Consider the following 25,654-nt stretch of genomic DNA (forward strand, 5'->3'; position numbering starts at 1 on the left):
CCGGAGGCGACTCGGTCTCCGTCGTTCTCGGTAACGAACGTCACTCCGGAGTGGGGAGACCGTTCGTGGCAAGGACATACTATCATAAATCAGAAATAGATTTTCGAAATATGAGTTTTTGCTGTCAATTAGGCTCGGAAATACGCGAGTACGCTGATTAATTCAATATCTGGCCAGCTAGGCCAGATTATCGATACTCGAATAGCAGTCTAAGACAAATACTCCTCAAACACCGATAGATGGCCTGATACGTCTATTTATATGTACTGTCCGAACAGACCTAAAATGACATATCTTTAGATAATCTCCATTCCCCTCAATTATTGTATGTTTCTATCTCCGAACGAGAGACACAGACACCCCGCGAGGCCGCTCCCCCCCGCGGTCGAACTCGTCGTCGACCATCGCCAGCGCCCCGCCGGAGTTGAACAGCAGGCGGCTCACGATGGCGACCGTCAGAACGAGGCAGAACATCGGCTTGACGGCGATGCTCATCTGTCGTCATCATCCCGGCCGGCGGTCGCGAGCGTCGGTTCGGCGTCGAAGGTGCAAGCGGCTTTGTGGCCGCGGGTCGCGCTCGCCACGCCGTCGAGCGTCGCGGTCGACCGCGAGCCCGGGCGGCCGTCTACTGATCGAGGTCGAAGTCGTTCTGGACGAGTTCGACGAGTCGTTCGATGGCCTGTTCACCGTCGCTGCCGTCGGCGGTGATGACGATTTCCTCGTCCGGGCCGACACCGAGCGAGAGGACGGCGATGCTACTTTTCGCATCTACTTCCGTCTCCCCGCCGGCTTTCCGCACGGAGATGTCCGTCTCGAACTTCGACGCCGTCTGGACGAACATCGACGCGGGGCGTGCGTGGAGACCGGTCTCGTGCTCTACGACTACTGTCGCTGATTTCGCTGCCATCCGTGCCACCATTTCCCACGCCGGTACTAAGGCCTTTCCGCTTGGCGAGCGTTTTTGCCGGCGGACGTGGACTAGTCGCACGCCATGTTCGCAAGCGCAGCGTATCCAGCGGTAGCTACGAGGGACCGATGAGCGACCGTAGAATCTCGGGCGTCGGGGTGACGCCGCTACGTGGTGTCGGCACGGTCGTCCAGTACGATTCGACGGTCGACCTCGACGAGAGCGAGCGGTCGGCGGCCGACCCCGAAACTGAGCTTCAGCGGTTCGAGGCGGCACGGGAGACAGCCGCGGACGAACTCGCCCGTGAGCAGTCACAGACGGCCGAGCGCGTCGGCACCGAAGAGGCGGAGATATTCGACGCGCACCAGCAGTTCCTCGCCGATCCACAGATAACCGAGGGCGTCGAGACCGCGATCAGCAAAGACGGCGTCACCGCCGAGCGCGCCGTCTCGCGGGCGTTCGAGGACCCAATCGCCACGTTCGAGGAGGCAGACGGGATGTTCGCCGAGCGCGCTGACGACCTCCGAGATGTCCGCGACCGACTGCTCCGTATTCTGCTCGACCACGACCGGGTTGACCTCTCGGCGCTCCCCGAGGGAACGCTGCTCGTCGCGGAGCGGCTCACCCCGAGCGACACCGCACAGCTAGACCCCGACGCAGTCGCCGGGTTCGTCACGGTCGAAGGGGGCCGCACGTCGCACGCCGCCATCATGGCTCGGTCGCTGGCGATTCCGGCGGTGGTCGGCGTCGACCCCGACGCCCTCGGCCTCGCCGACGGCACGCGTCTCGTCGTCGACGGCACCACGGGCGACGTGACCGTCGACCCAGACGCCGACGCCGTCGCCGCGGCGCGGGAATCGAGCGGTGCAACGGTGGAACACGACCCCGTCACGACGGCCGGCGGCCGACACGTCGAAGTCGCCGCGAACGTCGGGACGCCGCGGGAAGCGGTGGCGGCCGCCGAACGCGGTGCGGACGGCGTCGGGCTCTTTCGAACGGAGTTCCTCTTTCTCGACCGGGAGACGCCGCCGAACGAAGACGAGCAGTACGAGGCACTCAGCGAGGTGTGCGAGACGTTCGCTGGGTCGCGCGTGGTCGTCCGAACGCTCGACATCGGGGGCGACAAGCCGATTCCGTACGTCGACTCCGACCCCGGCGACAACCCGTTTCTCGGCGTTCGCGGCGTCCGGTTCGCGCCGGGCGAGCGACCCGAACTGTTCGAAGAACACGTCCGCGCGATTCTGCGTGCGGCCGCCGGGCCGGCGCAGCTCGCCGTGATGTTCCCGCTGGTGTCGACGGTGACGGAACTCGACGCGCTCCTCGACGAAGTGAGCGCAATCGCCGCGGAACTGGACGGCGAAGGCGTCGACTACGCGGTTCCCGAACTCGGCGCGATGGTCGAGACGCCGGCGTCGGTCTTTCTCGCCCACGAGTTCGCCGACCGCCTCGACTTCCTCAGTATCGGGACGAACGACCTCACGCAGTACGTGATGGCTGCGGCCCGCGACGACGACCGCGTCGCCTCCTTACACGACCCGCTTCACCCGCCGGTCCTCCGCGCCATCGCGCGGACGGTCGAGGCCGCCCACGAAGGTGACGCCTGGGTCGGTATGTGCGGTGAGATGGCCGGCGACCCGGCCCTCACCGAACTGCTCGTCGGGCTCGGCCTCGACGAACTGAGCATGAGCGCCGTGACGGTTCCCGACGTGAAAGCGGGCGTCCAGGGCATCGACGACGAGTCGGCGGCGGCGCTCGCCGAGGCGGCCCTCCGCGCCGAGACCCGCGAGGACGTGCGAGCGCTCATCGACTGAGAACTGGAGTGGAGTACTGGCCGCTCACTCGTCGTGACGCGCCACTCCATGGCGTCTCGTCTTTTCAGCCGTCGAAATCGACACAGCGCTCGACGACGAGGTCGAGCAAGCCGTCGGCGTCGCGGCGCTTCGTCATCTCGGCGAACTCCTCGGCCTGAAAGAGTTTGGCGAGGTTCGAGAGGAACGACGAGTAGCCGTCGGTGTCGGTCACGAGGAGTAACACGACGACTTCGGCGGCGACGCGCTCGTCGGGGTTGTCCATGCTTCGGAACGCTATCGACTCGCCCGCGGGCGGCAGTCCGAGGAGCACGGCCTGTTCTGTGACGTGGTCGGGGTCGGCGTGGGGGATGGCGATGCCGAATCCCATCGTCGGAATATCGAGTCCCGTCGGGTAGTCGGCTTCGCGTGTCAGAAGGGCGTCGGCGTAGCTCTCGTCGGCCCAGCCTTGGTCGTAGGCGTACGCGCCAAGTTCCGTGAGGACCGCTTCGTCCGTCTCGCCAGTCAGTTCGAGGCTTTCGGTTCGCATCGATGAGTCGTACGCGAGTCTCCGAGAAAAGTGTTGGTACCGGTTCGCCGACGGTTCGGCGAAGCACGGTGTCTCGTCGCGGTCGGGCCGCGGACGTCAACGGGGAACTGCGCGGTTAGTCGTCGGAGCGACCCTCTGCGCCCGCCGTGTCGACAGTCGAGCCGATTTTGTTGGGCAGGAGGCCACCGCCCTTGCCGGTGTGACGACGTTCGACGGTCTCCTGCGCTTTCTCTTCGGACGCACCGGCGACCATGTACATCCGCTGGGGCCACGTCCGAAGTGCGACCCAGATGCCGAGGACGATGACGAGTCCGACCGCGAGGGCGACCGGTGCCGGGATGAGGGCCAGGATGCCCGTCGCGGGCGACCCCGCGTCAGCGACGGGCGACGTGATGAGCCCGCGGCCACCGAGGTCGAAGCCCGCGCTTCCCGCCGCCTGCGTCAGGAGGGGAGCCACCGCGGAAGAGATGTAGTGCAGCGGAATGAGCAGGATGGTCCCCGTGACGACCATCTTCACGATGTTGCCGTTCATGATGGGAACCATCAGCGCGAAGAAGAACGGGAACGTCGCCAGGTCGATTCCCCACAGGACGTCGTTGCCGGGGAGGATGATCGACATCACGATGGCGATGGGAACGATGAGCAGGCTGGACGCGATGACTGACTCGTGGCCGATCAGGATGGCCGAGTCGAGGCCGATCGCCATGTCGCGGTCTTCGAACCGCGAGGTCATGTAGTTCCGAATCGACTCCGAAAGCGGCGTCAGCCCCTCCATGAGGATGCCGACCATCATCGGGAGGATATGCATCACCGCAGCGAACGAGATGCCGGCGGTGAGGATGGCGTACCAGCTCTCGGCGACGAAGAGCGCGTTACTGTAGGCGGCGATACCGATGACGAGTCCGATAGCGAGACCGACGAAGATTGGTTCACCGAGGATGCCGAACCGGTCTTGAATCGCGTCGGGGTCGGCTTCGATGTTCCCGAGCGGCGTCTTATCCACCGCCCAGTGAATCGGAATCGCGGCGACGGCGTAGGGTGCCGAGGTCCCGTGCGGAATGGAGATGCCGGGCGTGTCGAACGTCTCTTCGACGGCCGGTTGCGTCCAGTCTGCGGCCACGAGGACGAACAGCCCCAGTGTCAGCCCGACTGCCACCGAGTACAGCCAGTTGTTCGTGCTCATGTAGACCAGCCCGCCGATGAAGGCGAAGTGCCAGTAGTTCCAGATGTCCACGTTGAGCGTGTAGGTGAAGCCGATAGCGAAGAGGACGAGGTTCATCGCCACGAACAGCGGAATCATCCAGACGCCGAGTTCCGCGATACCGAAGGCGATGGCTGCGGCGGCGGGCCAGCCGACGTCGACCGCCGGCAGCGTGATACCGGTCACCTCGACCATCTGTTGGGCCAGCGGACTGATGTTCTCGCTGAACAGCCCGATGACGAGATTGATGCCGATGAAGCCGATGCCGATGAGGATGGACGAGCGCGCCGCCTTCAACACGTCCACCCGGAACGCGAGCGCGATGAGGAAGATGATTATCGGAAGGAGGACGCTCACGCCCAACGATTGGATTACGCTGTTGATAGAATTCAACAGGGAACTCACACCACTCTGTAAGAGTACTTCTGGTACTGCCATGCTATTAACTCACAACCCTGTCTCAGGATGAGAGTGATCCCACATAAATATTGCTATCGTTCGTGAAAAATCAGCGTCGGCGACGTATCAATCAGTCTTGGAGCGCCGCGACGATGTCGTCGAGGACCTCGTCTTGACCGATACCGGTCATGAACGCCGTCGTGTGGATGACCGGGATGTCGAACTTGTCTTTGTTGAGTTGCGTCGTGGTGACGATGAGGTCGAAGTTCCCCGAGGAGACCTTACCAGGAGCTTCCGTCGCCTTCGCCTTGGCAATGGTCCCGATGTCGAGACCACGCTCCGGGAGCTTCTCTTTCAGCGCTTCCTTGACGACCGTCGACGTTGCGACCGATGTGCCACACACTACGAGGATGTTTTTCGTTGTCATTGACGTGTATTGCACATCATCGATGATCACTAAAAAGATTGCGCCGGTCTGACGCGCCGCAGTCACCGAGCGGAGCGAGACGGGGCGGCCCGCTGTCGGCGGTCGTCTCAGGGGAAACTCGCGGCGATGTCGCGGAGGAGCGACTCCGGGTCCGACGCGAGCGACACGGCCGACGCTGCACCGGTCGCATGGCCACCCTGTTCGAAGGCGAGGCGGACGTCCTCGGCGGTCGAGATGCCGCCGCCGACGAGGACGCGAGTGCGCGGGTTCTCCGTCTCGACCATCGACATGAAGTCGCGAACGCGGTCGGGGTGGGTCTGCGTGATCGCGCGGTCCGACGAGATGTCTTCGGGCATCTCGTATATCATCGAGTCGGGGTCGAACTCCGCGACCGCGCGACCCATCTCGATGCTGTCAACGCAGACGACCGAGTCGAGATCGAGGTCGCGGCAACGCTCGATTTTCCACACGAGGTCGGACAGCGTGTCGCGGTTCTCGGCGTGGTTGATGACGACGCCGTCGGCCCCCGCGTCCGCGACGGTCTCCGGGAGGATTTTCCCCATCCCGCGACCGGGCTCGACGGCGTCCATCGCGGGCGCGGTGACGGCGAGGTCAGTGTGTTCGGTTATCAGTCGGATGTCCGGCAGTTGGGGCGTCAACACGAAGCGCGCGTCGGTCTCCGCCTCTATCGTTTCGAGCATCCGCGCGAACGAGAGCGCGTCCTCGCCGCTCGTGTCCGGGTACACCTTGAAGTTGACCTGAAAGTGGGGGTACGGAAGGTTCATCAGTGGGTTTGAGGGGTGGTTCGGCGGGTCATAGCAACGTCTCCGCCTCTTCGATGGTCGCGCCCTCGTGGACGATAGCCGAGAGTGCGTCGATGATGGCGGCAGGGTCGTCTCGCTGCCAGACGTTGCGGCCGAACATCACGCCCTGCGAGCCGGCTTCGACGGCACCGTGGACCATCTCCAGTACCTCTCGGTCCGTCTCGACGGTGGGGCCACCGGCGATGTACGTCGGCACCGGCGCGTTGTCTACGATGCGCTCGAAGCCCGTGGGTGGATACGGCGTCTTCAGGATGTCCGCGCCGAGTTCGAAGCCCAGGCGGTTGGCGTTGGCGAGGTAATCGGTGTCGAACTCGTCGTCAGCGCGCTGCCCCCAGAGGGTCGGCTCGACGATGAGCGGAATCCCCGCGTCGTCGCAGTCCTCGGCCGCGGCCGCGACAAACTCGGCGTTCTCCTTCAGCACGTCGGGGTCCTCCCGGCCGAAGACGAGCGCGACCTTCGCGGCGTCGGCCACGTCGGCGCAGTCCTCGACGCTGAACACCTGAGAGTGGATTTCGGCGTTTTCGATATCGCCCGGCATCGTCGAGTCGTACAGGAGGTCGAGCGTGCCGATGGTGTGGACGTCGGCGGCGGCGATTCGGTCCTCGAAGCGCTTCAGGAAGGGAACGCTCGCCAGGATACCGTCGGGGCCGGCGTCCAACACCGTGTCGAGGAGCGCCGCGGGGTCCTCGAACCCCTCGAGGGAACCCCAATGGAGGCCGTGGTCGATAGCGACAGTCACCGATCGTCCGAGTGGTTGGTCCGTCATGGCTATTGTAGAATCGTCGTGGTAATCGTTCGCTCGCGCGGGCCGCACAGTTCGAAGAACATGACCTCCTCCCAGGTCCCGAGGTCGAGCTCCCCGTCGCGGAGGACGAGAAGGACCGGTCGCTTGATCATCGCGGAGATGAGATGCGCGTGAGCGTTCGGCTGCTCGCCCGCGGTGATGTGGTCGAGGTCGTGGTAGTAGCCCTCGTCCGGGGGGGCGATCTCCTTGAACTTGTCAATCATGTCGTCGAGGAGCTTCTCTTCGTACTCGTTGGTCGAGAGCGCCGCAGACGTGTGCGGCGTCGACACGTACACGAGTCCATCGGTCACGCCGAGGTCCTCGATGGTCGCTTCCACCTCGGGAGTGACGCTCAGAATCTCGAACCTGCTGTGGCTCTCGATGGAGAAGCTCTCTGTCTGTATCTCCATACACCGTAGCTCAGAGAGTGAGCGTAAATAGTTTTTGCCGACAGTTTTCCGAACACCGCACAGCGGCCCTTAGACACCAAATACATCGGTTCCACGCTTCTTGCTCCGCCGTTCGAACGGTGTCGACGGTTCTCCCCGCTGTCTCGCCGAGTCGAACAGCTGTTCTACTCAATGGAACAAACTATTTAGGGTTGCCTCGACGACACGCAGTCATGACAGAGAACGCGCCCCACCGGGTCGAAACGAGTCGAAAGACGATTCGGGTGCTCGACGCGCTCCGAGAACACGGGTCAAGCAGCGTGACGTTCCTTGCTCGGGAACTCGATATGAACAAGAGCACGGTCCACAACCATCTCAGCACGCTCGAAGCCGAGAAGTTCGTCGTCCGCGACGGGACCGATTACGATCTGAGTCTCCGCCTGCTCGGATTCGGGGGGTACGTACAGCACCGCCACCCGCTGTATCAGGTGGCGAAGCGCGAGGTCCACCGATTGGCGTCCCAGACGGGCGAACTCGCGAACCTGATGGTCGAGGAGTACGGACAGGGAGTCTATCTCGCCTCCGAACAGGGTGAGCGGGCGGTCGATTTAGACATCTATCCCGGCCTCAGACGGCCGCTTCACGCCATCGGACTCGGAAAGGCGATACTGGCGCACCTCCCTCCCGAGCGCGTCGACGACATCATCGACGAACACGGCCTTCCCGCGGAAACCGACCAGACAATCACCGACAGAGCGGAACTCGACGCACAGTTGGCGACGGTCCGTGACCGGGGCTACGCCGTGGACAACGAGGAACTCATCCGAGGGCTCCGGTGCGTTGGCGCACCCATCATCGCAAAAGACGGGACCGTCCTGGGTGCAATCAGCGTCTCGCAGCCCGTCAGCCGCATGAATAACGAACGGTTCACCGACGAGGTTCCCGACATCGTCCAGAGCGCCGCCAACGTCATCGAACTCCACGCGAATCACTAGGGATTACATATATATTTTTGTAATGCTCGTTTCGACTACGCTTGCAGGCCGCCGCCGGCCCTGACGATGCGGTTCAGACGGGGTGAACGACTGTTCTTAGATACAGAATAGAGAGAATGCCGACGATAGTTCGTGTTTGTTCGTTTATCGCTCATATTTCGGTGTCAACTCTCGGAATGACAACGTCATCGAAACGGATGTCAATTGAACGTGCTCTCGACCAGATTGTATGCTAACACCCACCAAATGAACTCCGCTGCGGTCAGTCGGCCAAACTGCGCGCTCGGGCGCTCGACGGGTCACTACCCTCGGAAGGACTTAACTGCGTCCTACGTGACCCCGTGGTATGGAGAGCCCGCAACTAGTCGGCGTTCATCTCGGTACTGCGAGCGTGCACGTCGATGTGTACAGCACCGACGGCGAACGTCTCGCCGGCGATGAGGCGCCGGTCGCCGAGCAGACGACGCTCGCGTGGGAGCGAGCGCTCCACGAAGCGGCACCGGCGCTGCCACAGACCGGTATCGGCTCGGTTGCGAGTACGTCGGGGACGGCCGTACTCGTCGATAAGTACGGCGAGCCGGTGTTCCCACCGCAGATGTACTTCGATTCCGCGCCCGAACAGGCGTCGAAGCTCCGCGACCTCGACCTGTCCGGCCTCTCGATTAACCAGAACATCGCGTTTTCTCCGACCAGCCCCCTGCCGAAGATTCTGAAGCTTCGCGCGGAACACCCCGAAAAGTTCCAGCGAGTGGAGTGGATTCTCAGTCCGACGACGTGGCTGTTGTATCGGCTCCGGTTCGACGCGTCGACGCCGTGGCGCGACATCGAGACCGACTGGACGAACGCGTTGAAGTTCGGTGCCGACGTGACGACGCCCCTTCCCACGTGGTTCGAGTCGCTGTTCGAGACGCTCGACCTGCCTCGGTCGCTCTTTCCGGCGATTCGACCCCCGGGGTCGTTCATCGGTGTCGCCGACGGTCAGTTAGCCGAGCGGACCGACTTCGAGGGCATCAAACTCTTTCAGGGGCTCACCGACGGCAACGCGTCGGTGCTGGCGAACGGCGGCGTCAAACCGGGGGATTTCAGCATCACCTTCGGCGCGTCGAGCGTCGTCAAGTACGTCTCGGAATCCGTCTCACCGCATCCGGCGCTGTACTACCACCGTCATCCCATCGACGGCTATCTGCCCGGCGCGTCGTTCGACACCGGCAACCTCCTCCGGTGGTTCTTCGACCGCATCCTCAACTGTACGCCGGAGCGCGGGCTCGAACTTGCCCGACAAGTCCCGAGCGGCCACGGCTACGAGATGTTTCTCAAGGGCAACCGAAGCCCGTTTTTCGACGCCGACGTCGCGGGGTCGCTCCTCGGCCTCAACTACGATAACTCCCTGTCGACCGAGGAAGTCCACGGCCGACTGGCGCGCGGACTCATTACCGGCATCATCCTGACCGAGTGGACCTACATCTCGCTGGTGGAAGAACACTTCAACACTGACATCGACCGCGTGCTCGTCATCAACGACGGGACGCCGACGCTCGACGGCAACTACGACTGGTGGAACACGCTCCGCGCGTCGATATGGGACCGCCCGGTCGTCGAGATGGAACCGCGGACGACCGCCGGTGCGGTCATGGCCCCCGCGCTCATCACGTCGATTTACAGCGACGTCGAGACGGCAGCGGAAAACCTCCTCCGCGAGCGCGACGTTATCGAGCCCGACCCGTCGGTCGGTGCGGACTTCGATACCCAAAAAGAGACGTACTTCGACCGATGGCGAGACATCGCGGAGTTCTATCAACGGGAGTGACGCCGAGGGCGGCCGTTCGGTAGCCCGGACACCTCATCGCGGGCCAGTTGCGTCGTGCGCTCGATTCACAACGAGCGGGCGGAGTCGAGATGGCGAGCGACTCTGACCTTGGGGTGGCTACGTCCAGATTCCAAACGACAGTTCTGGCAGATCTCAGTACATGTCAGATTCAACGAGTAGTTTCGTTCGGTGGGTTGTCGGGTGATTCTCAATATCTCGTAGTACCGAGCGAATATTGCGATATATCTCGTTTTGGGGGTTCGGTATCTCTCGAACGTACTAGATGATGGAATAGATTCGAAATCCCAGTATGTTCCACTCTCGGCCCCTCAAACATCTATATTCAGAAATTTTCAAAAATTCAAGTGGTACTACCTACTGTGTTGAACTATTGAGTTATAGTCTGTTATCTTTCATATCGTACTTCGAGGACAGGATACGGACGATGCCCCCGTCGATTGCTACCCCCCGCGGTCGAACTCGTCGTCGACCATCGCCAGCGCCCCGCCGGGGTTGAACAGCAGGCGGCTCACGACCACCCACGTCGGCACCGCGAGGACGACCAGCGCGACCGTGCTCACGACGGGTGACAGCGGCGGCAACAGCCCGCGGTAGAACCACACGATGGCGAACGTCAGGACGATGCGGAGCATCGGTTTGACGGCGATGCTCATCTGTCGTCGTCACCCCCGCTCCGACCCCGGCCATCGGTCGCGAGCGTCGGTTCGGCGTCGAAGTTCTCGATGCTGAACCGCTCGTCGACGTCTTGCGCGGCGCTCGGGACGCCCGCACCGACTTCGAACTCGTCGACGTGGATGCAGGCGGCCTGGTGGCCGCCGGTGGCGCCCGCCACGTCGTCGAGCGTCGGGTCGACCGACGTGCACTCCTCGGTCGCCTCGGGACACCGCGGATTGAACGAACAACCGGACGGCGGGTCGAGCGGCGAGGGAACCTCGCCTTCGAGCACCTGCCGCTGGCGCGCCAGCTCCGGGACCGGCTGGGGAATCGCGCCCAACAGCGCCCGCGTGTAGGGGTGTTGGGGATTCGAAAACAGCTCGTCGGCGTCCGCGAGTTCGACGATTTCGCCGAGGTACATCACGGCGACGCGGTCGCAGACGTGGCGAATCACGCTGAGGTCGTGAGCGATGAACAGAAGCGTCAGGTCGAACTCCGCTTGGAGGTCCTCGAGCAGGTTGAGTATCTGCGCTTGAATCGACACGTCGAGCGCGGAGACGGGCTCGTCGGCGACGATGAAGTCGGGGTCGACCGCGAGCGCGCGGGCGATGCCGACCCGCTGGCGCTGGCCGCCGGAGAACTCGTGCGGGTAGCGGTTGGAGTACTGCGGCGGCAGGCCGACCGTCTCCATGAGTTCGTCCACGCGGGCGTCGCGTTCGCCCTCGTAGAGGCCGTGAATCTCCATCGGCTGTTTGATTATCTGGCCGACGGTCTTCCGGCGGTTGAGACTCGACGCGGGGTCCTGAAAGACGATTTGGATGCGCTTTCGCATCTCCGTCATCTCCCGGTCCGACAGCGCCGTCAGGTCGGTGCCGTCGTAGCTAACCGTCCCCTTCGTGGGTTCGTCCAGCCGGAGAACCGACCGCGCCGTCGTCGACTTGCCGGAGCCGGACTCGCCGACGAGTCCGAGCGTCTCGCCGCGCTCAATGTCGAACGAGACGCCGTTGACGGCCTTCACGGTCTCGTCGGCCCCGAGTAGGCGGTCGATGAAGCCGTCGTTCTGCGTGAAGTACTTGTGGAGCCCCGAGACGGACAACAGCGGGTCGTCGCTCATTGCGATGCACCTCCGTCGGTCGCGGGAGTCACAGGACTACCGCCGTCAGCTTGCACGCCTTCGGTTTCGATGGTCGACTTCGAGAGGTTGTAGCCGCGCGCGTGGAGACACGCCGCTTCCCGGCCGGGTTCGACTTCCCGGAGCTCGGGGTCGTACGACTCGCACTCGGCGGTCGCGTGCGGACACCGCGGGTGGAACGAACAGCCAGACGGCAGGTCCGTGAGGTTCGGCACGTCGCCTTTGACGGGCGTCAGCCGGTCGGTATCGTCGGTGAGCCGCGGAATCGACCGCATGAGGCCGCGGGTGTAGGGGTGTCGCGGGTTCTCGAAGAGGGCGTCCACCCCGGCGCGCTCGACGACGCGGCCGCCGTAGGCGACGGCGACGCGGTCGCAGGTCCCGGCGACGACGCCGAGGTCGTGCGTGATGAGGATGATGCTCATCCCGTACTTCTCCTGGAGTTTGTCGAGGACGTTGAATATCTGCGCCTCGATGGTCACGTCGAGCGCGGTGGTCGGTTCGTCGGCGATGAGCACGTCCGGCTCGCAGGAGATGGCCATCGCGAGCAGCGCGCGCTGGCGCATCCCGCCGGAGAACTGGTGCGGGTAGTTGTCCACGCGCGAGGTCGGCTCTGGGATGCCCACGTCGGCCATGAGTTCGATGGTCCGCTCGCGGGCCGTCGCGTCCGACACGTCCTGGTGGGTCTTGATGACCCGGCTAATCTGGTCGCCGACGGTGAACACGGGGTTGAGACTCGTCATCGGGTCTTGGAACATCATCGCGATGTCGTTGCCCCGAATCGACCGCATTTCGGCCTCGCTTTTTTCGAGCAGGTCGTCGCCGCGGTAGCGGACGCTCCCCCGCTCGATGCGACCGGGGCTGTCCACGAGTTGGAGCATCGACAGCGCGGTCACGGACTTGCCGGAGCCCGACTCGCCGACGATGCCGAGCGTCTCGCCCTCGTAGAGGTCGAACGACGAACCGTCGACGGCCTTGACGGTTCCCTCGTCGGTGTAGAACCGCGTGACGAGGTCGCGGATTTCGAGCACCGGCTGTTCGTCCGGTTCGGCGCTCATCGCTCGCCTCCGTCGTTTCGGGGGTCGAGCGCGTCGCGCAGGCCGTCACCGAGCAGGTTGAACCCGAGGATGGTGACGACGATGACGAGGCCGGGGAACACCGAGTACCACCACTCGCCGCTGTAGAGGTAGCCGCGGGCGTTCGACAGCATCAACCCGAGGCTCGCGTTCGGCGGCTGGATGCCCAGCCCGAGGAACGACAGCGCGGCGCTGGCGAGGACGGCCGTTCCCATGTAGAGCGTCCCTTGGACCACGACGGTCGGCAGGGTGTTGACGGCGATGTCCTTCACGAGGATGTGTCGGTCGCTCGCGCCGAGGGACTTCGCGGCGTCGACGTAGTCTTCTTCCATCTCTTTGAGGACCGACCCGCGCATGACGCGCGCGAAACTCGGGATGTAGACGACGCCGATGACGGCGATGACCTTCACGATGTTCGGGAGGGTGAACGAGCCGTACTCCGTGCTTCCGACCCCGAGCACGCCGAGCACCGCGATGGCGAGGATGAGGCTCGGGAAGGAAAACAGGATGTCCATGAAGCGCATGACGACCTCGTCGACCCAGGTGTTGCGGTAGTAGCCCGCAATCGCGCCGGCGGTCACGCCGAGCGCCATCGCGAAGCCGACGACGCCGAGCGAGACGGTCATCAGCGTCCGCAACCCGTAGATGATGCGCGAGAGGATGTCCCGACCGTGGTGGTCGGTGCCGAGGTAGGCCGTCGTCGTGCCGACGACCTCGCCGGCGTCGTTCTCGACGATCATCTCGGTGCCCATCGGCATCGGGTTGTGTTCGCCGTCCGGTGCCTCGAACTGCGTCGTCGGGTCGTGGGGGGCGAGAAACGGCGCGAGCAGCGCGGTCAGGAGCATCGTGAGGATAATCGCGGTCCCCACGAGCGAGAGGGTGTTCTTGCGGAACTCCTTCCAGAACATCTCGAACTGACTGTGGTGCGTACCGGGGGCTTGCGCGGCCGGCACCGCCTCGTCCGTGTGGTCTGTCGTTGCCATGTTAGTTTCCATCGTGTCTGATGCGGGGGTCGAGGTAGGCGTACAGCACGTCCACCGCGAGGTTCGCGAAGACGAACACGCTCGCGATGAACAGGATGAGCGCCTGGATGATGCGGTAGTCGCGGCGGTCGATGGCCAGTATCAGGAGCTTGCCGATACCGGGGAGGTTGAACACCGTCTCGGTCAGAATCGCGCCGTTCATCAGTTGGCCGAGGCCGACGCCGATGACCGTCACGACGGGGATGAGCGCGTTCTTCGAGGCGTCCTTGAGGACGATTTCGCGCGCGCCGATGCCCATCGCGCGGGCGGTCTTGACGTAGTCCTGACTGAGCGTGTCCAGCATCTCCGAGCGCATCATCCGGGCGATGAGCGCGGAGTAGGCCGTCCCGAGCGTGATGACCGGGAGGAACAACTGCTGGAGATTCGCCACCGGGTCGACCCACGGCGGCGTCCAGCCGCCGGTCGCCCACGGGAACGAAAACTGCACCGCGAAGATCATGATGAGGATGATACCCAGCCAGAAGTCGGGAATCGAGATACCCGACAGCGCGGCGATGCGCGCGGCGTGGTCCGCGGGCTTGTCCTTCCGGACGGCGCTGATGATGCCCGCCGGGATGGCGATGAGGACCGCCGTAATCATGCTGAGAATCGACAGCTCGACCGTCAGCGGGATGCGCTCGACGATGATGTCGGTGACGGGCGTCCCCTGTTTGACCGTCCACGACACGCCGAAGTCGCCCTGTATCGCGTCGAACACCCACATGCCGTACTGGACGTACAGCGGGCGGTTGAGCCCCATCTCCAGTCGAATCTGCCTGACGAGCTCCTCGCTGCTGAGCGGGCCGAGCATCACCCGCACCGGACCGCCCGGCGCGAGGTGGACGAGCGCGAAGACGACGACGCTCACCCCGAGGAGGACGGGAACGCTCAACAGCAGGCGTTTGAGGACGAACCGGAACATGCTCACGGCCGAGTCACCTCCCGGGTCGCCGTCTGCGGTCGACGAGTCTGACGCGAACGCGTGTGCATCGGCTCCTCACTCACCCTTCGAGACGAAGCGGTAGTTGTCCTGGAACGTGCCCACGTCGTAGTCGTTGACGGCGTTGCGCCACGCTTCGAGCTTGTTCACGTAGGCGATGTCTATCTGGATGCCGTGTTCGACGAGGTACTCCTCCAGTTCCCAGACGATTTCCTTCTGTTCTTGTTCGTCCGTCGAGGCCTGTGCCTCGCGGAGCTTCGAGACGTACCACTCGTGACCGTTCGAGAAATCGCCCTCGGCGTCGTCGGGTGCGGCGGGGCCGCTCGGCGCGTAGATGTCTTCGAGGTCGTCGGATGGGTGGTGCCAGTTGTTGTGGTTGTGGTTGTTGTCGGCGTAGCCGGCGTCGAGCCACGACGTGGCGACCGGAATCGACTGCGCCCAGTCTTCCATCGCGGCGTGCCACGTGTCCGTGCTGTACACCTGGTTGAGGAGCGTGGACTTATCGACGGCGGTGACGCTGGCTTCGATGCCGATTTTCGACAGTTGGTTCTGGATGACGACGGCCTCGTCTTTGAACCACGAGCCCTTGGTGGCGATGATGTCCATCTCGAAGCCGTCGGGGTTGCCCGCGAGTTCGAGTTCTTTCTTGGCCTTCTCGGGGTCGTACATCTGCATCTCCTTGAGCTTCGGCGAGGTCCAGTCGCTGTCGGGGTACCACGGTCCCTTTTGGACCGCGCCCTGTCCGTAGAAAATCTCGTCGAGAATCTCCTCGCGGTCGATGCCGAACAGCACCGCGCGGCGGTTGTGCCGGTTGCTCATCGGGTTACCCTCGGACTCCATCATGTTCACGTACAGCACCTGCGTGAAGTTGCCAGGGACGGACTCGGTCGTGATGTCCGGCTGGCCGCTGAGGCTCTCGAAGTCCTTCGGGGGGACCTTGTCCGTCAGGTCGAGTTGGCCCGAACGGAGGTTTGCGAGGCGCGTGGAGTCCTCGCCGATGAAGTCGAACTTGAACTCGTCGACGGCGGGCGCGCCCTCCTTCCAGTAGTCCTCGTTCTTCTCGAGGAGGACGTGACTCCCGCTTTTCCACTCGACGAATTTGAACGCGCCGGTGCCCGCGCCGGAGGGGTCCTTCGTGAGGTCGGTCGCGAGGCCGCTCGGTCCCTTCCCGTCCGCGGTGTCGCCGCGGGAGCCCTCGGGGACGATACCTTCCAGCCCGCGCGTGAGCCACCAGTTGAGCGTCCCGAACGGCTGGGAGAGGTTGAGCCGGAGCGTCCGGTCACCGACGATTTCGGTGTCCTCGACGAACGGGAGGCGGCTCTTGACCGGCGACTTATTGTCGGGGTTGAGAATCCAGTCGACGGAGTACTTGAAGTCCTCGACGGTCACCTCGTCGCCGTTGTGGAACGTGATACCCTCGCGCAGCGTGTACTCGAAGGCCGTCCCACCGTCGACCGGGTCGGGAACCTCGGTCACGAGGCCGGGCTGGAGTTCGGAGTCGGGCGTCAGTTCGATGACCTCGTCGTAGATGAGGCCGCCGATGGTGCTGGTCGCGGTGTCCGTCCAGAGCGCGGGGTCGAAGTTCCACGGCTCCGCGGCGAGCGCGACGTTGACGCGGACGGTCTCGCCCGAGTCGCCCGACGAACCGCCGTCGGTGCTCCCGCCGCTCGTCTCGGTTCCGTCGGAGCCGCCGGAATCGCCGCCGGTACAGCCCGCAAACCCGGTTACGCCGACCGCGCTCGCGGCCGCAATAAATTGCCGTCTGTCCATGTTTATCTCGGTAATGTTGTCGTCTGCCATTGTTTTTCGGAGCTACGTACACACCCTTGTAGCGGTACGCGTGATACCTTAGCTCATGAAACACCGTTATTTATATCTTTGGCAACCTCTCACAATCTTGGTACTATATCTCAGTGGAGCCCCGGCGAGATTGTGCTACCGCTTCCCAAACAGTTTAACGGGGTGGTTGCAATGTCGGCTTCATGGCGTACGCCAGCACGCTCTCCCTGCGAGAGTTACGACAGGACCTTCACGCCCACCCCGAGTCCGGGTGGAAGGAGTTCCGCACGACAGCCCTCATCGCCGCCGCGCTCGACGAACGCGAGTTCACACTCCACCTCGGCCCGGACGCCGTCGCCGAAGACGAGCGACTCGGCGTCCCCGACGACGACGCGGTCGCGGCCGCAATCGAGCGCGCACGCGAGGAAGGCGCACCCGAGGCCTACCTGGACCGGATGGGCGATATCACGGGGCTCGTCGCCGAGAAGACCTTCGGCGACGGGCCGACCGTCGGCGTCCGCGTCGACATGGACGCCCTCGAACGTACCGAATCGAGCGACGAGGCACACCGTCCCGCGAAACTGGGCTTCGCGAGCACGCACCCCAACGAGATGCACGCGTGCGGCCACGACGGCCACACCGCCATCGGCCTCGGCATCGCCCGCGACCTCGACGACGACGGCGGGTTCGACGGCACGCTTCGGCTGTTCTTCCAGCCGGCGGAGGAAGGCGGCCGCGGCGGCAAGCCGATGAGCGAGACCGACCTGCTCGCGGACATCGATTACTTCCTCGCGCTCCACCTCGGCCTCGGCAACCCCACGGGGACGGTCATCGCCGCCTACGAGAACCCGCTTTCGAACGCGAAACTCGACGCGACCTTCGAGGGCGCGCCGAGCCACGCGGGCAACGCGCCCAACGAGGGGCGCAACGCGCTGCACGCGGCGACCGCGGCTGTCCAGAATCTCTACGGAATTCCGCGCCACGCCGACGGTGCGACCCGCATCAACGTCGGGAAGTTCGAGTCCCCCAACCCGCAGAACATCATCGCAGAAGAGGCGCGTCTCCGCGTCGAGGTCCGCGGCAGGACCGCCGAACTCAACGACTACATGCTGGAAAAGGCCCGCCGCGTGCTCGACCACGCCGCGGGCATGCACGACGTGTCGGTCGAGACGGGGCTGTACGGGAAGACGTCGACGTTCACGGCCGACGACGAGATGGTCGAGGCCGTCCTCGCGTCGGCGGCCGTGAACGTCGACGTGACCGAGACGGTCCCGCGACTCGACATCGGCGGCAGCGAGGACGCCTCCTACCTCATCCGACGCGTCCAAGAACACGGCGGGAAGGCGACCTACGTCGGCATCGGCGCGAGCAACGAGTTCGGCCACCACACCTCGCGGTTCGACATCGACGAAGACGCCCTCGACATCGGCGTCGACGTGGTGTGTCAGACGATTCGAACGCTTTAACGCGGCGACTCGACCCGGCTGTTCGACCCCGAGCAGCCGCGTCTCTCGCCCGTCGTCGCCGCCAGCGTCCCGTAGAATCTGCCACGAACACGCACAATTATTAGACATCGTTTGCGAGTTGAGCCGCATATGCAGGTCTCCCAGCAACGACTCCGCGAGGACATCGAAGCGAACGCCCGCTTCGGCGACATTGACGCGCCGGCAGGACGCGGCCGAACTGTCCTGACCGGAAGCGACGCCGACCGACGCGCCCGCGAATATTTCGTCGAGCGACTGCGCGACGCCGGCCTCTCGGTCCGCATCGACGCCGTGGGCAACGTCGCCGGGCGGTGGGTCCCAGCGGGAGCCGACCCCGACGCAGCCCCCGTCGCCGCCGGCAGTCACCTCGATTCGGTCCCCGAGGGCGGCATCTTCGACGGCCCGCTCGGCGTCTACGCGGCGCTCGAAGCGGTCCGAACGCTCCAAGAACGAGACGCCGACGTGAGCCTCGACCGGCCCATCGACGTCGTCTCGTTCACCGAAGAGGAGGGCGCGCGCTTCTCGCACGGCCTGCTCGGGTCGTCGGTGGCGACGGGGGCGCGCGACGCCGACGACGCGCTCGCGTTCCACGACGCCGACGGCACGACCCTCGAAACCCACCTCGACGCTATCGACTTCCGCGGGACCGACACCATCGACGCCGCGGCGTGGGACGCGTGGGCCGAACTCCACATCGAACAGGGAACGGTGCTGGAGTCAGCGGGCGCGGGGGTCGGCGTCGTCGACGCCATCACCGGTATCACGACCTGCACGGCTGACATCGTCGGCGAGGCAGACCACGCCGGCGCGACGCCGATGGACGAGCGCCGCGACGCGCTGGTCGCCGCCAGCGAGTTCGTCGTCGACTTCCGGGCCGCGGCCGACGACGTGGCGCAGAACCAGAGCGCCACCGCCGTGGGGACCGTCGGCCAGTTCGACGTGACCCCGAACGCCCGCAACATCGTCCCCGGCGAGGTCACGCTGCAGATGGACATCCGCGACGTGAACTACCGGGCGATGAACGCCATCGCGGAGCGAGCCGACGCCGCGCTCGCGCGCCTCGAAACCACCCACCCGGTCGAGACGAGCTTCGACCGCTATCGCGACCAGCGTCCGAGTCGGATGGCCGACGACTGCGTCGACGCCGCCCTCGACGCCGCCGCGACCGAGGATATCGACGCGAAACGGATGCACTCCGCGGCGATGCACGATACTGCAAATGTTGCCAGCGTCACCGATGCCGTACTCCTGTTCGCTCCGTCGGCGGACGGCCTCTCGCACAACCCGCGCGAATGGACCGACTGGGTGGACTGTGCGACCGCAGCGTCGGTTCTCGCGGGGACGCTCGCACGCCTCGCCGGCGCGTGAGTTGCGACCGGCGGCCTGCCCCGTTGTGAACTAGGTTCCCGCTTTCAGACATTTCACGGCCAGATTCGCGTCTCTGCCGCGATTCCGTCGCGGCCGCGGTGTCTGTCTCGATATGTGGCACGCGGCCCCGAACTGGACCGTCTCCCGCGCAGACGTTCGTATTCCGACGGTCTGGGGGCGCTCGAACGCGAACCACAGTTTTTCCGTGCCGCTTCGGTCGAAACGTCACCTCGTGGGTCATCGGGTTTATCCTGCGAAACCTGCAGCCATTCGCTCTGCTCCGCGGTGTTGTCATCAAATACAACGATTCTTCGAGTCGTGTGTGGTTCGACCGCGAAGAGCGTCGCCGAGCGTCCGGGTATCGAGGGAGATACCGATTCCATGCATCTGACAAGCGAAGTCGCGGGCGGCGGCCGTCGCTTCCGGTGTGTCTCGGGGGATACGCATATTCGCGCTCGCGCTGGGCGAGGGTGGTGGGCGGCTCCGGCTTCGAGTTGGGTTGACAATTATCGACCGAAACCGCCTTCGAGCGGCGGTCTCAACACCGATTGTCCGCATCACGTTTCGATTGCAAGATATTCGGAACAGCTATGACACCCGATAGACGTTCTCGTAGCATGCCCGAGAACCCCAACACCGATGCGCCGTCGCGGACCCTCAGCACGGTGGACACGGCGGTCAGCGTCGTCAGGGCGCTCGAGGAGTTGAACGGGGCGCGCGTCGCCGAGTTGGTCGACTACCTCGACCTCTCGAAGTCCACGGTGTACAACCATCTCGCGACCCTGCGGAAGAACAACCTCGTCGCCAAGGACGGCGACAGCTACCATCTCAGCCTCCAGTTCCTGCTTCTGGGCGAGTACGTGCGCAACCAGCAGATACTCTACCAAGTCGGCAAGGAGGAAGTCGAGGCGCTCGCGGAGAAGACCGGCGAGTACGCCCACCTCTCGACCGAACAGCACGGCCTGCGAATCAGCCTGCTCAAGGTGCGCGGCGAGCGCGCGGTCGGCAGCCAGTACCAGCGCTCGAAGATTCAGCGCCCGGACAACCTCCACGCGTCGTCGACCGGGAAGGCCATCCTCGCGTTCCTCCCGCGCAGTCGGGTGGAGGAAATCGTCGACCAACACGGCCTGCCGGCGAAGACCGAGGCGACGATCACCGACCGCGAGGCGCTGTTCGACGAACTCGACGCCATCCGCGAACGAGGGTACGCCTGCAACGACGAGGAGGAAATCGAAGGCCTCCGCGCCGTCGGCGCACCGATTCGAGACCGCAACGGCACCGTCCTCGGCGCGCTGAGCGTCTCCGGGCCGACGAGCCGAATCAAGGGCGAGCAGTTCCGCGACACCATCCCCGAGATGGTCACGAGCACGGCCAACATCATCGAGGTGAACATGAACATGGCGGCGCGGAGTTCGAACGCCGGGCGCTTCGGTTGAACCGCCCACCCCCGACAGCCATGACACAGATATGCCCGTAATCTTTTGCGACATCTCATCCGGTTTCGGGTGCGGTGTCCGGCCGAGCGGTTCGGCGTTCTGACCGTCGTCCCGACCGTTTCACCGGGGGCCGTCCCGCAGCCGTCGTCGGTCGCTCGAAGCGAGCGAGAGCTGGCCCGTCAGTCCCGTCTCTCGTGGGTGAACGGAGTCTCCCCGATGTCGATACGCTCCAAAGTGATCGTCCGAATCTCCATGTCTTCGAAGACAGCACCCCATCCGCCAACGACGGCCGTTTCATCGCCCGTGTCGAGTGTGAGGTTCTTGTACGCCCCCAGGTCGGACAGCGCCAGCCGTGACGGCGGTCGCTCGTCTCCGTAGAACGAGATGTCGGCGACGCTCCCTTCGACAGTCGTCTCTCCGCCATCCGCAAGGTCGATGCCTTCGACGGTGACCCCGAGTTCGAACCCGCGTTCCCAAAGCGGGACGATATCTCGAATGAACTCTTCGATGGTAACGTAGGTGTACTGGTCTTCGGCGTCGAGGTAGACGGTCGGGTAGAGGTTCCACAGACAGGTGAGGAAGAACCAGTGAAAGACAAACGGCAGGATACGGTCGTAGACGAGGACGCCGTAGTCTTCGTCGGAGCGGGGGTTCGGTCCGAAACACGTCCGGTTTCGGTCGATGACGACGAGGTACGGTCCCGGAATGGTACACACACGAAGTTCCGAGAGTACCCCACTCGGGTCGAACGCCGCGGGTGGTTCATCATCTTGGTCGATGTAGACGGCCGCACGGACGACGACACCTCGGTCACGGGCCTCTCGAAGCGCCGGAGAAAGCGACTGGAGTTGTTCGAACGACCCGGCGACCTCCACGACGGTTTCTGCGTCGTCGATGAGGTCCTGTGCGTTCTCGACTGCTGTCTCGACACGCTTGGTGACGCCGACTCTCGCGTCCATCCGCTCGGGAGTACGGTATCGCTCGCGGACCGCTTCGGCAGCATCGTGGAGGAGTTCACCCCTGGACTCTAGGTCCGCCATCGCCGCCTCCGGGTCACACGGTTGAACGTACAGTTTCTCTCGTTCGATCGTTTCGACGTATCCCTTCGATTCGAGGCTCCGGAGAACGTCGTACACTTGCGAGACGGGGACGGCGCTCTCACGGCCCACTTCGATAGCAGGCGAGACGCCCATCTCGAGGAGTGTGAGATAGGCGTCGGCTTGGTACGACGTGAGGTCCGCGTACTCGAGTGCTTTCGTCAGCGTTTCGCGGTCCATACCCGTACTCACACAATCGTTCACTATGAATACTTCGTTGATGTCCGACCTCGTATTCGTGGAGCCGTTTGCGTTCGACCAGTTCGTGGTAAGCCGCCTGTGTGGGGGAGTTCGACCGCTTCAAAACGACTGCCGTCGCTCGCGAACGACTCACCGTTCGGGTTCCACCAGAAACAGTTACTTTTCTGCCAACAATTTGGATGTCGTTGGTGGGCGATATACTACACCCGGGAGGCCGTCAGAGACACCGCCACCGAGATTCCGACTCACCCAGAGCCAGTCGAATGTACGGTGCCTGTCTCGAGGCACGATTCAACTGCTGAGTGGTTGTCCGAGTATCCCGTGTGGAACGCTGTGAACGGCGGGCACACCAAGCCATTACAGGCCTACGTCCGTAATAGATATGCCGCCTACGACCCGGATATACTCTACGATATGATAGCTGAGCCGGCGACACGGCTTCGTGTCCCTACCGAGCAGCGAATCAATTCGGTCGACATTCTCAGATACGCCGTTAGAAGCCGTCAATCAGGAGTTTGGGATGTCGTCATACTTATTTTTCATCGTCCTATACAGAAAATCTGCTTGTGTCTGATTTCTTAGTTTTCAAATCCACCTGAAACAGAATCACGACTTATATGCCTTCTAAGCCCTGATTAAGGAGTCAGAGTGTTCTCGACAAACTTATGCTACGCTGATTTGTTTTCTCAATCTCTAATCGAAATGACCTGATATCCTGTATATGTGTGTTTCATGTGGCCGAATGTCAGACAATGGATGCCCGTAGAATACCGAACGATGGCCCGAACGGTCGTCGACGAGAGCCTCACGAAACGCGGGCGACGGCTCAACAGGAGACAGTTCCGTGTCCGTTCTCGCCGCGGCGTCGAGAGGGGGACACGTAGTGGCGGCGCTCTCTCCACGAAGAACCGCCAGGAAAAATATCGCCGCCGAAAACCTCGCTCGGAACGGGTTACGCAGTCTGCGACGAGGCCGGTCAGTCGGACTTCGGTTCGACGGTAATCGTGACAGCTTGCTCGCCGACACGAAGGGTGTACTCACCCGGAATCGCCGACACCCTCCCGGTTTCGTCGACGCGCCCGATCGATGCCGCATCGATGGGGACCGACACCGTCTCTGTGGCTCCGGGGTCGAGCGAGACACGCTCGAACCCACAGAGTTCCCGGACCGGGGTTACGCGCGTTCCAGCCTGGTCGGTGACGTACACCTGTACGACGGTCGAACCGCGTCGGTCCCCGACGTTCTCCACGGGGAGTTCGACTGTCGTGGTCCCGTGGGGTGACATCCGCTCGTTCGTCACGGTCATCGAGCCGAACTCGAACTCGGTGTAACTCAGCCCGTGACCGAATTCGAAGAGTGGGTCGTACGACGGGAGATGTTCGTCGGGACCGATCGGTGTCGGGTGCGGGAAGTGATTGAACCGGGTGGGAAGGTGACTCGCGGACCGAGGGAACGAAATCGGTAATCGCCCGCCGGGGTCGCACGCCCCGAAGAGCGTCTCCGCGACGGCTTGGCCACCCATCGTCCCCGGGTAGTACGCCAGCAACAGCGAGGGGAGATTCGCTGCCATCCACTCCACGGCCAGCGGTCGACCCGTGACGAGGACACCAACGACAGGCGTCCCCGTCTCGTACAACGCTGTCACGAGGTCGCGCTGCGCATCGGGGAGTTCGAGCGTGGTTCGGTTCGGAAACTCGTCGGGAGCGGTACCGCTCTCCGCGGTCGGCCCGAACTCGTGGATATACCAGTTTTCCCCGACGGCGACCACCGCGATATCCGCATCCTTCGCCGCTTCGACTGCGGCGTCGATATCGACTGCTTCGGTTATCGTCGTCCCCTGCTCGTAGGTCACCGTCCCGTCACACGCGGATTCGATTCCGTCTTTGATTGAGATGACGTCGGTGCCCGCCTCGTCGGGGACACTCCAGCCACCGAGTTGGTGGATGGGGTTGTCCGCGTTCGGCCCAGCGACGAGGACGTCGGCAGCGGGGTCCAAGGGGAGCGTGTCGTCGTTCTGCAGGAGCGTCATCGACTTCCGCGCCGTCTCTAATGCCTCGGCACGATGCGCCTCGGCACCAACGACGTCTCGCGCTTCGTTCGCATCGACGAACGCGTCTTCGAAGAGTCCGAGCCGGAATTTGAGGTCGAGGACGCGCCTGACGCTCTCGTCGAGCACGTGCTCTGCAACCGCACCCGCTTCGACGAGCGACGCGAGGTGGTCCGCGTGCGCGACCGCATCGACTGATGCGACATCGAGTCCAGCGTTGCGAGTCATCCGGACCGACTCACGGTGGTCGCTCGCGACGTGGTGGTCTTCGTGAAGCATCCGGACACCGTTCCAATCAGAGACGACGGTTCCATCGAATCCGAGTTTCCCTCGGAGAAGGTCCGTGAGATACTCGCGTGAGGCGTGTGCGGGTTTCCCGTCGATTGCGTTGTAGCAGGGCATAACGGACGCGACACCCTCGTCAATCGCGTCGAGGAACGACGGTAAGAAGACGTTTCGAAGGAGGTACGAAGACACTTCGACGGGGGCAGTATCTTCCCCCCGTGCGGGCTCGCTATAGGCCGGGAAGTGTTTCGCGGTTGCCGCCACGGAGTTGGAGTCGTCGAGGCCGTCGCCTTGGTATCCACGTACCATCGCACCTGCCATCCGGCCGCACAAAAATGGACTCTCGCCGAACGTCTCGAAGGTGCGACCCCACCGCGGCTCCCGAGCAACGTCGCACGTGGGCGAATAGTTCTGCTGTGCCCCCGACTTCCGGACTTCGGTTGCAGTGACCGCTGCTGCGCTCTCGACACCGTCTTCGTCCCACGTCGCCGCCATCCCGAGCCCGTTCGGGAACGCCGTCCCTTCGGCGACGTACGCGTGACCGTGGACAGCATCCACGTTGAACAACAGCGGGATGCCGAGTCGAGTCTTCGACAACGCGACTTCTTGAAGGTGGTTGACCGTCTCGACGACGTCGTCTATTCGAGAGTCGAGCGCTCCTGCCCATCCGAACGACGCAACAGCACCGACTGCGGATTCGACGATTTCGTCTTCGACGTCTTCGACCGATTTGAACTCCTCAAGTTGTCCCGCCCACGTGCCGACGAGTTGCCCGACTTTCTCTTCGACCGTCATTCGGTCGAGAAGGTCCTCGATGCGCTTCTCAGTCGGGAGAGTCTCATCTCTGTAAGGGGGATGCTTGCTTTCTGACTGCATACAGCGAAGAGAAGACCACTACTACTTATACATTTGCCAACGGGTGGCTAACGTCGCACAGGGGTTGTGTTTCGCGACGAGCGCGAGACCGTGTCGTGCCCTCCGACGCCGACGTGTTCGGGCGGCGCTCTCGGGAGCGTTACAACAACGAACGACCGCACCTAACCAA

22 protein-coding genes are annotated in these 25,654 nt (G+C 63.7%); 6 read left to right on the plus strand and 16 right to left on the minus strand.

Going from position 1 to position 25,654, the window contains the following annotated elements:
• Nucleotides 1-333: 333 nt before the first annotated feature.
• Both C457_RS20695 and C457_RS15530 read right to left on the minus strand, forming a co-directional pair.
• Nucleotides 334-495 carry a hypothetical protein gene (locus tag C457_RS20695; RefSeq protein ID WP_162832776.1) on the minus strand — a complete coding sequence of 54 codons (162 nt, stop codon included), beginning with the start codon at nt 493-495 and terminating at the stop codon, nt 334-336.
• 130 nt (nt 496-625) lie between these two features.
• Nucleotides 626-907 carry an HPr family phosphocarrier protein gene (locus tag C457_RS15530; RefSeq protein ID WP_081909148.1) on the minus strand — a complete coding sequence of 94 codons (282 nt, stop codon included), beginning with the start codon at nt 905-907 and terminating at the stop codon, nt 626-628.
• A 128-nt stretch (nt 908-1,035) separates the two neighbouring features.
• Here C457_RS15530 and ptsP point away from each other — a divergent pair, with 128 nt between their 5' ends.
• Entirely contained in the window at nt 1,036-2,718 is a 1,683-nt protein-coding gene (ptsP, locus tag C457_RS15535; protein WP_008096124.1) for a phosphoenolpyruvate--protein phosphotransferase, read from the plus strand.
• 64 nt (nt 2,719-2,782) lie between these two features.
• Here ptsP and C457_RS15540 read toward each other — a convergent pair whose 3' ends face one another.
• From C457_RS15540 to C457_RS15565, 6 genes are all read right to left on the minus strand, one after another.
• On the minus strand, nt 2,783-3,244 hold the full coding sequence (locus C457_RS15540) for a PTS sugar transporter subunit IIA (RefSeq protein ID WP_008096126.1): 462 nt from the start codon (nt 3,242-3,244) through the stop codon (nt 2,783-2,785).
• A 115-nt stretch (nt 3,245-3,359) separates the two neighbouring features.
• The gene (locus C457_RS15545) at nt 3,360-4,802 is read right to left on the minus strand and encodes a PTS galactitol transporter subunit IIC (protein ID WP_049913649.1); all 1,443 of its coding nucleotides are present in this window, start codon (nt 4,800-4,802) and stop codon (nt 3,360-3,362) included.
• Nucleotides 4,803-4,974: 172 nt separating this feature from the next.
• Nucleotides 4,975-5,271: a PTS sugar transporter subunit IIB gene (locus tag C457_RS15550; protein ID WP_008096130.1), complete on the minus strand. Its 297-nt coding sequence runs from the start codon at nt 5,269-5,271 to the stop codon at nt 4,975-4,977.
• A 107-nt stretch (nt 5,272-5,378) separates the two neighbouring features.
• Complete coding sequence (locus C457_RS15555) at nt 5,379-6,056, minus strand: triose-phosphate isomerase (RefSeq protein WP_008096132.1); 678 nt, start codon at nt 6,054-6,056, stop codon at nt 5,379-5,381.
• A gap of 28 nt (nt 6,057-6,084) precedes the next feature.
• Nucleotides 6,085-6,861, minus strand: a complete 777-nt coding sequence (locus tag C457_RS15560; protein ID WP_008096134.1) for a class I fructose-bisphosphate aldolase — start codon at nt 6,859-6,861, stop codon at nt 6,085-6,087.
• A gap of 2 nt (nt 6,862-6,863) precedes the next feature.
• Complete coding sequence (locus C457_RS15565; RefSeq protein ID WP_004967184.1) at nt 6,864-7,289, minus strand: secondary thiamine-phosphate synthase enzyme YjbQ; 426 nt, start codon at nt 7,287-7,289, stop codon at nt 6,864-6,866.
• Between the two features lie 212 nt (nt 7,290-7,501).
• On the opposite strand from C457_RS15565, the gene C457_RS15570 reads away from it, so the two are divergent.
• Nucleotides 7,502-8,263 carry an IclR family transcriptional regulator gene (locus tag C457_RS15570; protein WP_008096140.1) on the plus strand — a complete coding sequence of 254 codons (762 nt, stop codon included), beginning with the start codon at nt 7,502-7,504 and terminating at the stop codon, nt 8,261-8,263.
• Nucleotides 8,264-8,609: 346 nt separating this feature from the next.
• A complete protein-coding gene (locus C457_RS15575) occupies nt 8,610-10,070 on the plus strand; it encodes an FGGY family carbohydrate kinase (protein ID WP_049913650.1) in 1,461 nt (486 codons plus the stop codon).
• A 461-nt stretch (nt 10,071-10,531) separates the two neighbouring features.
• Here the strand turns inward: C457_RS15575 and C457_RS15580 are convergent, their stop codons facing one another.
• The 6 genes from C457_RS15580 to C457_RS15605 form a co-directional block, all read right to left on the minus strand.
• On the minus strand, nt 10,532-10,744 hold the full coding sequence (locus tag C457_RS15580; RefSeq protein ID WP_008096143.1) for a hypothetical protein: 213 nt from the start codon (nt 10,742-10,744) through the stop codon (nt 10,532-10,534).
• A complete protein-coding gene (locus C457_RS15585; RefSeq protein ID WP_008096145.1) occupies nt 10,741-11,859 on the minus strand; it encodes an ABC transporter ATP-binding protein in 1,119 nt (372 codons plus the stop codon). The genes C457_RS15580 and C457_RS15585 overlap by 4 nt, the downstream gene beginning before the upstream one ends.
• Nucleotides 11,856-12,932, minus strand: a complete 1,077-nt coding sequence (locus C457_RS15590) for an ABC transporter ATP-binding protein (protein WP_008096147.1) — start codon at nt 12,930-12,932, stop codon at nt 11,856-11,858. The genes C457_RS15585 and C457_RS15590 overlap by 4 nt, the downstream gene beginning before the upstream one ends.
• Nucleotides 12,929-13,933 carry an ABC transporter permease gene (locus C457_RS15595; protein WP_008096149.1) on the minus strand — a complete coding sequence of 335 codons (1,005 nt, stop codon included), beginning with the start codon at nt 13,931-13,933 and terminating at the stop codon, nt 12,929-12,931. The genes C457_RS15590 and C457_RS15595 overlap by 4 nt, the downstream gene beginning before the upstream one ends.
• A 1-nt stretch (nt 13,934) precedes the next feature.
• Nucleotides 13,935-14,894, minus strand: a complete 960-nt coding sequence (locus C457_RS15600; protein ID WP_008096151.1) for an ABC transporter permease — start codon at nt 14,892-14,894, stop codon at nt 13,935-13,937.
• A 75-nt stretch (nt 14,895-14,969) separates the two neighbouring features.
• Nucleotides 14,970-16,712: an ABC transporter substrate-binding protein gene (locus C457_RS15605; RefSeq protein WP_008096154.1), complete on the minus strand. Its 1,743-nt coding sequence runs from the start codon at nt 16,710-16,712 to the stop codon at nt 14,970-14,972.
• 182 nt (nt 16,713-16,894) lie between these two features.
• Here C457_RS15605 and C457_RS15610 point away from each other — a divergent pair, with 182 nt between their 5' ends.
• The 3 genes from C457_RS15610 (at nt 16,895) to C457_RS15620 (ending at nt 20,979) form a co-directional block, all read left to right on the plus strand.
• Nucleotides 16,895-18,157: an amidohydrolase gene (locus tag C457_RS15610; RefSeq protein WP_008096156.1), complete on the plus strand. Its 1,263-nt coding sequence runs from the start codon at nt 16,895-16,897 to the stop codon at nt 18,155-18,157.
• Nucleotides 18,158-18,286: 129 nt separating this feature from the next.
• Nucleotides 18,287-19,543 carry a M20 family metallo-hydrolase gene (locus C457_RS15615; RefSeq protein ID WP_008096157.1) on the plus strand — a complete coding sequence of 419 codons (1,257 nt, stop codon included), beginning with the start codon at nt 18,287-18,289 and terminating at the stop codon, nt 19,541-19,543.
• 617 nt (nt 19,544-20,160) lie between these two features.
• Complete coding sequence (locus tag C457_RS15620; RefSeq protein WP_008096158.1) at nt 20,161-20,979, plus strand: IclR family transcriptional regulator; 819 nt, start codon at nt 20,161-20,163, stop codon at nt 20,977-20,979.
• Between the two features lie 179 nt (nt 20,980-21,158).
• Here C457_RS15620 and C457_RS15625 read toward each other — a convergent pair whose 3' ends face one another.
• Both C457_RS15625 and C457_RS15630 read right to left on the minus strand, forming a co-directional pair.
• A complete protein-coding gene (locus C457_RS15625) occupies nt 21,159-22,256 on the minus strand; it encodes a TrmB family transcriptional regulator (protein ID WP_008096159.1) in 1,098 nt (365 codons plus the stop codon).
• Between the two features lie 997 nt (nt 22,257-23,253).
• Entirely contained in the window at nt 23,254-25,404 is a 2,151-nt protein-coding gene (locus C457_RS15630) for a glycoside hydrolase family 3 N-terminal domain-containing protein (protein ID WP_008096160.1), read from the minus strand.
• Between the last annotated feature and the right edge of the window lie 250 nt (nt 25,405-25,654).

It is taken from the genome of Haloferax prahovense DSM 18310 (genome assembly GCF_000336815.1).
Classification (GTDB): Archaea; Halobacteriota; Halobacteria; order Halobacteriales; family Haloferacaceae; genus Haloferax; species Haloferax prahovense.

Bases quoted from the DNA above. Each gene is read 5' to 3' on its own strand.
- C457_RS20695 (WP_162832776.1), bottom strand. From the start codon at position 495: ATGAGCATCGCCGTCAAGCCGATGTTCTGCCTCGTTCTGACGGTCGCC.
- C457_RS15530 (WP_081909148.1), bottom strand. From the start codon at position 907: ATGGCAGCGAAATCAGCGACAGTAGTCGTAGAGCACGAGACCGGTCTC.
- ptsP (WP_008096124.1), top strand. From the start codon at position 1,036: ATGAGCGACCGTAGAATCTCGGGCGTCGGGGTGACGCCGCTACGTGGT.
- C457_RS15540 (WP_008096126.1), bottom strand. From the start codon at position 3,244: ATGCGAACCGAAAGCCTCGAACTGACTGGCGAGACGGACGAAGCGGTC.
- C457_RS15550 (WP_008096130.1), bottom strand. From the start codon at position 5,271: ATGACAACGAAAAACATCCTCGTAGTGTGTGGCACATCGGTCGCAACG.
- C457_RS15555 (WP_008096132.1), bottom strand. From the start codon at position 6,056: ATGAACCTTCCGTACCCCCACTTTCAGGTCAACTTCAAGGTGTACCCG.
- C457_RS15560 (WP_008096134.1), bottom strand. From the start codon at position 6,861: ATGACGGACCAACCACTCGGACGATCGGTGACTGTCGCTATCGACCAC.
- C457_RS15565 (WP_004967184.1), bottom strand. From the start codon at position 7,289: ATGGAGATACAGACAGAGAGCTTCTCCATCGAGAGCCACAGCAGGTTC.
- C457_RS15570 (WP_008096140.1), top strand. From the start codon at position 7,502: ATGACAGAGAACGCGCCCCACCGGGTCGAAACGAGTCGAAAGACGATT.
- C457_RS15575 (WP_049913650.1), top strand. From the start codon at position 8,610: ATGGAGAGCCCGCAACTAGTCGGCGTTCATCTCGGTACTGCGAGCGTG.
- C457_RS15580 (WP_008096143.1), bottom strand. From the start codon at position 10,744: ATGAGCATCGCCGTCAAACCGATGCTCCGCATCGTCCTGACGTTCGCC.
- C457_RS15585 (WP_008096145.1), bottom strand. From the start codon at position 11,859: ATGAGCGACGACCCGCTGTTGTCCGTCTCGGGGCTCCACAAGTACTTC.
- C457_RS15590 (WP_008096147.1), bottom strand. From the start codon at position 12,932: ATGAGCGCCGAACCGGACGAACAGCCGGTGCTCGAAATCCGCGACCTC.
- C457_RS15595 (WP_008096149.1), bottom strand. From the start codon at position 13,933: ATGGCAACGACAGACCACACGGACGAGGCGGTGCCGGCCGCGCAAGCC.
- C457_RS15600 (WP_008096151.1), bottom strand. From the start codon at position 14,894: ATGTTCCGGTTCGTCCTCAAACGCCTGCTGTTGAGCGTTCCCGTCCTC.
- C457_RS15605 (WP_008096154.1), bottom strand. From the start codon at position 16,712: ATGGCAGACGACAACATTACCGAGATAAACATGGACAGACGGCAATTT.
- C457_RS15610 (WP_008096156.1), top strand. From the start codon at position 16,895: ATGGCGTACGCCAGCACGCTCTCCCTGCGAGAGTTACGACAGGACCTT.
- C457_RS15615 (WP_008096157.1), top strand. From the start codon at position 18,287: ATGCAGGTCTCCCAGCAACGACTCCGCGAGGACATCGAAGCGAACGCC.
- C457_RS15620 (WP_008096158.1), top strand. From the start codon at position 20,161: ATGCCCGAGAACCCCAACACCGATGCGCCGTCGCGGACCCTCAGCACG.
- C457_RS15625 (WP_008096159.1), bottom strand. From the start codon at position 22,256: ATGGACCGCGAAACGCTGACGAAAGCACTCGAGTACGCGGACCTCACG.
- C457_RS15630 (WP_008096160.1), bottom strand. From the start codon at position 25,404: ATGACGGTCGAAGAGAAAGTCGGGCAACTCGTCGGCACGTGGGCGGGA.